This is a genomic window from Propioniciclava tarda, from assembly GCF_900182665.1.
Classification (GTDB): domain Bacteria; phylum Actinomycetota; class Actinomycetes; order Propionibacteriales; family Propionibacteriaceae; genus Propioniciclava; species Propioniciclava tarda.
The window spans coordinates 1-5,763 of record NZ_FXTL01000030.1; the positions used below are offsets into that span (position 1 = coordinate 1).

A 5,763-nucleotide genomic window follows, 5' to 3' on the forward strand; every position below is an offset into this window, starting at 1 on the left:
TGATCAGAGCTACTTGGACTTCAGATCATCCCCGGGAAGGTGCGCCCCTTCACGTCACCCCGCCGAGGACCATCCACAGGTTCTGATCATTGCTCGTCGAGAGGTTCTCGTGACGTGTCGGCCGTCTGCGCACGTCGGACGTGGGCGCAGTGAGCTTTGCCGACTGCCGCTCGATGACCCAGCTCAACCGGACAGGGGACTTTTGGTGGGCCTAACTGGACTTGAACCAGCCCCGGTTCGGGCCTACAAGTTGTCCTTCACAAGGTAATATGCGTCTTTTTTTGTTGGTCGGATTGCCCCTCGTGCAACATACGTGCGACTTGGCTTCGGACGCGACGGTGCCGCGGTCGACCAACAGGGACGACGGACACACCTGGAAACCATCGCCGCGGACCGCCCGACATCGGTGTTCCCGCTCCTCCTGAAGCGCTGGTCGCTGCTCGTCGGGAAAACTCCCGGGGCAACCGCCGCCGCGTCCCCTGCTACTAGCGGAGCGGGGTTCCGCCGACGAAGCGCAGGTGCACCTCCACCCGCTCCTTCGCCAGGTCGAGGGGCTCAAGGATCTCGTAGCGTCCGCCGCAGATGAGTTCCAGTTCCTCGGCGACGACACCCGAATGGACCCAGGCGGGGATCGCGGGGAAGGCGCCCCGTAGAACGAAGGTGAATCGCTCCCCGTACTTGGCCGCAACCTCGCGGTCGAAACTGGCGCCCCAGAGCGGCATCGTCAAAGAGCCCGTCTGAAGGGCAGCGAGGATCTGATCATCCTGGGCTCCTCGTTTGATCCCGCGCCCGACCCAGTCAGAGTCGACGCCCAGTGCAGAGCCCCACTCCGAAGCAGTCCGACGTGGGCTCGCAGCCAACGCCTCCAGCAGCACCCGAGCTCGGCCGGTGGTGACTGGGTTGTTGCGTGCCTCGTCCTCGAACGCCGTGATGAAGTCGCTCGCGAAGTAGTGGCGAACGCCGGTCAGGTTGCGGGCCGCCGCACGGATTGGCGATGAGCCACCCTCCATGCCGGACTGCCAAACCGTGCACGCGTCTTGCAGGCCTTCCATGGCCACTCCCCTTTCAACGGTAGATGCGCTGGATCTCGACTTCCGGGCTGGCGATGGCCCACGGGCGCGGCGGTGTGGGGATCACCTCGAAGTCGAAGTCATCTTTCCAAGGGGAGATCCGGACCCAGGCTTGGATGGCCTGCCACGTCTTCTCCTCGTCATGCTGCTGTTCACGGTTGTTGTCGGCCGTCTTGCGCCGCCAGAACGCGTCGACCGCGGCCTCCGCGGCAGCGAGCCGTGGGGCGAGATCCCAGCCCACAATCTCGGACGCCTTCCGTGCGCCTTCTGCGTCACTCAGTCGCGACGCCGCGGAAGCCAAGACGTAGTGAACCATCGTGCCGCTCTCAATGCAGGTCAGGGCGTACTGCTCGTGGACAGCCAGTCTTTGCGCCAGCGACGTCAGCTCGTCCCTGGACGGCACGTAGCTACGCAGCAGCGCCGCGTTGGCGTCCGTCTCAGGGACGAAACCGACGTGCAGGAAGTGCTCGCCCCTCGGGACCGCGAGCGTGACAGCCAGGCGACCATCCTTCGTCGGGTACCACTCGCGGACCGGACGGTCGTCCCACGTCTCACCGTTGAAGGTGGCGTGGCCGTTGGCGAACAGCGCGACCGACCCGAGCGTGGTCTCCATAGTGAGCGACTCGCCTTCGCCTGACGCCGGCATCGTCCGCGGCTCCGCGGTCTGGGGTACTTCGGACGTCCAGCGGTACAGCGGTAGCTCCTCGTCCCATGCATCTGCCGGGACGCCGTGGAACTCCGTCAGCGCTGTCACGGCGGCTCGCGCGGCGGCGTACAGGCTGCGCTCGTTGCCGTCCTCGATGCCGATCCACCAGTTCGGCGAAACATCCCCGGGACGGTTGAAGCCCAACCGCAGCAGCTCGTCGTGCTGGACGCCGGACAGCCTCCGATCCTCGGGCAGGAACTCGTCGCCGGTGAACTCGATCAGGACCGCGTCCCCCTCATAGGACGCCGCCTGGACGAAAGCGTCCCCGAGGTCGATGGTGAAGGACTCCTGCGTCCCGCGCAGGTGACGCAGTCGGTGAGTGAGGCGAGCCGCCAGACGGTCGGTCATGTCCATGAGCGATCTCCTTCGCTATCCAGGTTTACTGCAGAGCAGGGGCGTGCGGGGCCGGAACTGGCAGAGATGCCCTGCGCGGTCACCCAGAGCAAACCGTCCACCGGGTGGCCGACGGCCGCCTCGATGCGCTCGGCAGCACCCTCGGACTTCCCGAGCAGCGCGCTGTAGGCCAGTGCGACCGACGGCGTCCGATGTTCGGCGGCGACGCAGTGCAGTAGGACGCGGTCGCCGCCCTCCCTGAGCGCGGAGACGGTGCGGGCGGCGTCGGCGATGGTCCAGGGGAGGTGGGCGTTCTTCCGCGGGTCGTCGGAGTCGACGAGCCAGACCGAGACGTGCTTGCCGGGCGCCACATTGGTAGACGCGATGTCGTCGGCGCCCACCCGGGACAGGCTGACGACAGCCGTCACGCCCCGGTCCGCGCAGCGGGCGAGGTCGGCTTCGGTGCCGAGCAGGACGTGCGGGTCGTCGGGGTGCGGCACCGCCAGCCCCGGACGCCCGCCGGTCACCATCGACGACTTCCGGTGGTCCAGGGGTAGCTCGCCGATCGCGGTCGCGAGGGCCAGCGCGACGAGGTCGCGTGCCCGCAGACCGGGCCAACCGTGGACGCGCCGCGTCCAATCTGTCTTCAGCCCGGACACGCCATACCGCGCGCCCAGCAGCCCGCCTGCGATCGCAGCGACCGTGTCGGTGTCGTGGCCGATGGCGATCGCAGCCTGCAAGGCGGCTTCGACGTGGTCGGGGCCGGCGATGTGGCGCGTCGAGTGGATCGCCGACCAGGCGGCCTGCAGCGCGGTGACGGTGAAGCCGTTGCGGCCGAAGATGGCGGGCGGCTGGGTCTCGGCTTGGCCGATCGCGTCCTGCCAGAACGCGCGGCGGTCTTCACCCAGCAGTCGGACGCCGGCGCGCAGGTCCAGTCGTCCCTCTACCACCGCGAGCCGAACCGCCTCGGACCACAGGATCGACGACTCCACGCACAGGTGGTGCGCGTGGGTCAGTCGGGCGACATCGGACGCCGCCTGTGCGGTTCGTTCGGGGTCATCGAGGGCGACCAGGCCAACGATCGAGGTGCGCATGAGCGCGCCGTTGCCGGCGCGGCCGTCGGCGGCGGCGTCCAGTGCGGCGGCCTGCATCGCGGGCAAGTTCTCGGGGGCGTCCATGGCCTGGCGCAGCACCGTGGACGTCTGGACGCCGATGTCCGAGGCGCCCTCGCGCGCCCAGCGAACGAAGGCCGCGACGACGGCGTCCAACGGGGTCTGTCCGAAGGGACCGGCGGCGGTCGCCTGCGCGATGCAGACGGCCATCTGTGTGTCGTCGGACCACTCCCCCGGCGCGTAGGGCCCTAGGCCGCCGCCGATCATCGCGGCTGTGCCGAGTTCAATCGGCGGGCCGAACTCGTACGGGACGCCCAGCGCGTCACCGATAGCCTGACCGAGCAGGACGCCGCCGGCCCGGTCGGCCTGTTCTGAGGAAAGACGCATCGCGAGGACTCCTAACGTGTTGTAGTGACATTTTAGAACTTAGAGCGCTACTCGCAAAATGTCAAGGTCACATGTATTGTGCGTTCGTGGTCTACGCATCGCGCTTCCCGGTCTTCGCCGTGACGGCCGACATCGTGGCGTTCACGCTGCGGCAAGGACGGTTGTGCGTGCTGCTAGTTCGGCGGGCCAGCTCGGTGCACACAGGGCGGTGGGCGCTCCCGGGTGGCTTCGTGCACGTGGACGAGTCGCTCGAGTCGGCGGCCTACCGCGAGTTGGCCGAGGAGGCGGGGCTGAGGCGCGGGCAGGTTGTCCTGGAGCAGCTGCGGTCGTACGGCGACGTCGGGCGCGACCCGCGTCCGGAGCGGGTGGTGTCGGTGGCGTGGCTGGCGCTGGGCGCCGGGCTGCCGGACCCCAAGCCCGGGACGGACGCCGACCTCGCCGAGTGGGTGCCGGTGGACGCGGCGATCGGGCGCGAGTTGGCGTTCGACCACGCGCAGATCCTGGCGGACGGCCTGGAGCGGGCCCGGGCCAAGCTCGAATACACGACGATCGCGACGGCCTTTTGCGAGGCGACGTTCACGCTGCCAGAGCTGCGGCGGGTGTACGAGGCGGTTTGGGACGCCGCCGTTGATCCGCGGAACTTCCAGCGCAAGGTCCTGACGGCGGATGGGTTCGTGGTCGACACCGGCGAGGTCATCAGGGGACGCGGCAAGCCGGCCAAGGTGTACGAGGCTGGTCCCGCTGTCAGTCTGCATCCGCCGATCCTCAGGCGGTGACAATCGTTGGCCGGACGCCGTTCGGCCCGTTCATACGACTGCCGTGTCGTTCTGCCGTGTTCGGTAAGGCATCCCGCGGCGTGACGCGCGTGACCTGGACTCGCGCGCGGGCGTCCGATATGGGTTGAATCAGGGGAACGCGACGTTCGGCCGAGCGCCGAAGGAAAGCAGAAGGTCGTTGACTGCTTTGGCTCCGGCGCTGTTTCGCCACGATTCAGCGCCCTTCCGAAGCTGGCTCAACGCTTCGACAAGAGCTTGGTCATGGCCGTGGGCGTCCTGCTGGTAGTCGGGGTCGAGCAGGTAGCCGGCACGTCCTTGCCCCTCGACTTGGCAGCGCCAAGACAGGCGATCGAGCAGAATCTCGAGATCACGAGCTGCTGCCTTGTGGTCGTCGCCAACGCGCATGTGGTGATGGTCGAGGTCGTCCTCATGCGGCTTCTTTGCCGGACCGCACAGGGCGATCGCGGTACCAACCGTCGCCTCGGCGTCCATGTCCTTCGCCAGGGATCGCACGTTCTTCACGGCCGTCGACATAGCCAGGAAGTCCGAAGCAGCGAACCCGAAGCCGACAAACAGCAGGTGGCTGGTCAACATGAGGGTCTGCACGACGCCGCGGAGGGCCGCATGGTCGTCCTTGAGCCTGGCGTACTGGGAGGTGGTCAGGACGATCGAGGGTGGATCCGCGACGTCCCCGTGGAGCTTGAGGAGCCAGGGTCGACCGCCCACCGCCAGCTCGCGGGCGATGACCCTGAGCTTCGGGTCCTGGTGGATCAGCTCGGCGGCGTTCTCGAAACAAGGGTCGTAGTTGGTGGTGACCAGGGACGGCGTCCGCAGGTTGACCAACAGCGCGTGTCCGAGGGCGTGCTTGGACGTGGTGAGGAGCGCGGCGATCATGTCGCTCTTGTTTTGAAGGCCGAGTTTCTGGGCAAGCTGTGGGTAGTCGGCGTCATCGGGGATCCGGAGCTTGGGCTTGCGGGAAACGTCGCGGATCAGTTGGTTCCAGTCGGGGAAGCCCACCGGCTTACTCACCCCGGCGCCGGCGAAGTCGGAAAGTTCACCTCGGGACGCCATCGCGCCCAGCCGGTCGGCCAGACCGGCGTGTTCATCGTTGAGCTCGGGCCAGCAGTCTCTCCCCTCCGCTGCCAGGCGGTGTCGCGCCCACTGGGCTGCGGCGAAGTCGGAGGTGCGCGTCAGGCTCAACGCGACGTCGATGGGGTTCTGCGCGACGAAGTCGAGCAGTCGCCGAAGCAGTTCGCGGACCACCTCGGCCCGGTGCCCTTTGAAGGCTCTTCACAATCCAGGGTGTAGGTGGGGTCTGAAGCCGCCGGTTTCGAGTAGTGATCTGGCGATGTAGTGGGTGAGGTTCCGGAAGCCGAGGG

The 5,763-nt window shown here is 67.6% G+C and carries 5 protein-coding genes; 1 reads left to right on the plus strand and 4 read right to left on the minus strand.

Annotated elements, in window-relative coordinates; all coding sequences use genetic code 11:
* Positions 1-485 precede the first annotated feature (485 nt).
* The 3 genes from FN821_RS13955 to FN821_RS13965 are packed head-to-tail and all read right to left on the minus strand — an operon-like array spanning position 486 to position 3,608.
* Positions 486-1,052 carry a hypothetical protein gene (locus tag FN821_RS13955; protein ID WP_131173169.1) on the minus strand — a complete coding sequence of 189 codons (567 nt, stop codon included), beginning with the start codon at positions 1,050-1,052 and terminating at the stop codon, positions 486-488.
* Between the two features lie 13 nt (positions 1,053-1,065).
* Positions 1,066-2,130 carry a TY-Chap domain-containing protein gene (locus FN821_RS13960; protein WP_131173168.1) on the minus strand — a complete coding sequence of 355 codons (1,065 nt, stop codon included), beginning with the start codon at positions 2,128-2,130 and terminating at the stop codon, positions 1,066-1,068.
* Positions 2,121-3,608, minus strand: coding sequence for an ADP-ribosylglycohydrolase family protein (locus FN821_RS13965; protein ID WP_131173167.1), 1,488 nt, complete (start codon positions 3,606-3,608; stop codon positions 2,121-2,123). The genes FN821_RS13960 and FN821_RS13965 overlap by 10 nt, the downstream gene beginning before the upstream one ends.
* Before the next feature lie 86 nt (positions 3,609-3,694).
* Here FN821_RS13965 and FN821_RS13970 point away from each other — a divergent pair, with 86 nt between their 5' ends.
* Positions 3,695-4,384, plus strand: coding sequence for an NUDIX hydrolase (locus tag FN821_RS13970; protein WP_241660265.1), 690 nt, complete (start codon positions 3,695-3,697; stop codon positions 4,382-4,384).
* A 129-nt stretch (positions 4,385-4,513) separates the two neighbouring features.
* Here FN821_RS13970 and FN821_RS13975 read toward each other — a convergent pair whose 3' ends face one another.
* Complete coding sequence (locus FN821_RS13975) at positions 4,514-5,647, minus strand: SIR2 family protein (protein WP_131173165.1); 1,134 nt, start codon at positions 5,645-5,647, stop codon at positions 4,514-4,516.
* Positions 5,648-5,763: the final 116 nt, after the last annotated feature.

Coding starts and splice junctions, on each gene's coding strand:
- FN821_RS13955 (WP_131173169.1), bottom strand. CDS start 1,052: ATGGAAGGCCTGCAAGACGCGTGCACGGTTTGGCAGTCCGGCATGGAG.
- FN821_RS13960 (WP_131173168.1), bottom strand. CDS start 2,130: ATGGACATGACCGACCGTCTGGCGGCTCGCCTCACTCACCGACTGCGT.
- FN821_RS13965 (WP_131173167.1), bottom strand. CDS start 3,608: ATGCGTCTTTCCTCAGAACAGGCCGACCGGGCCGGCGGCGTCCTGCTC.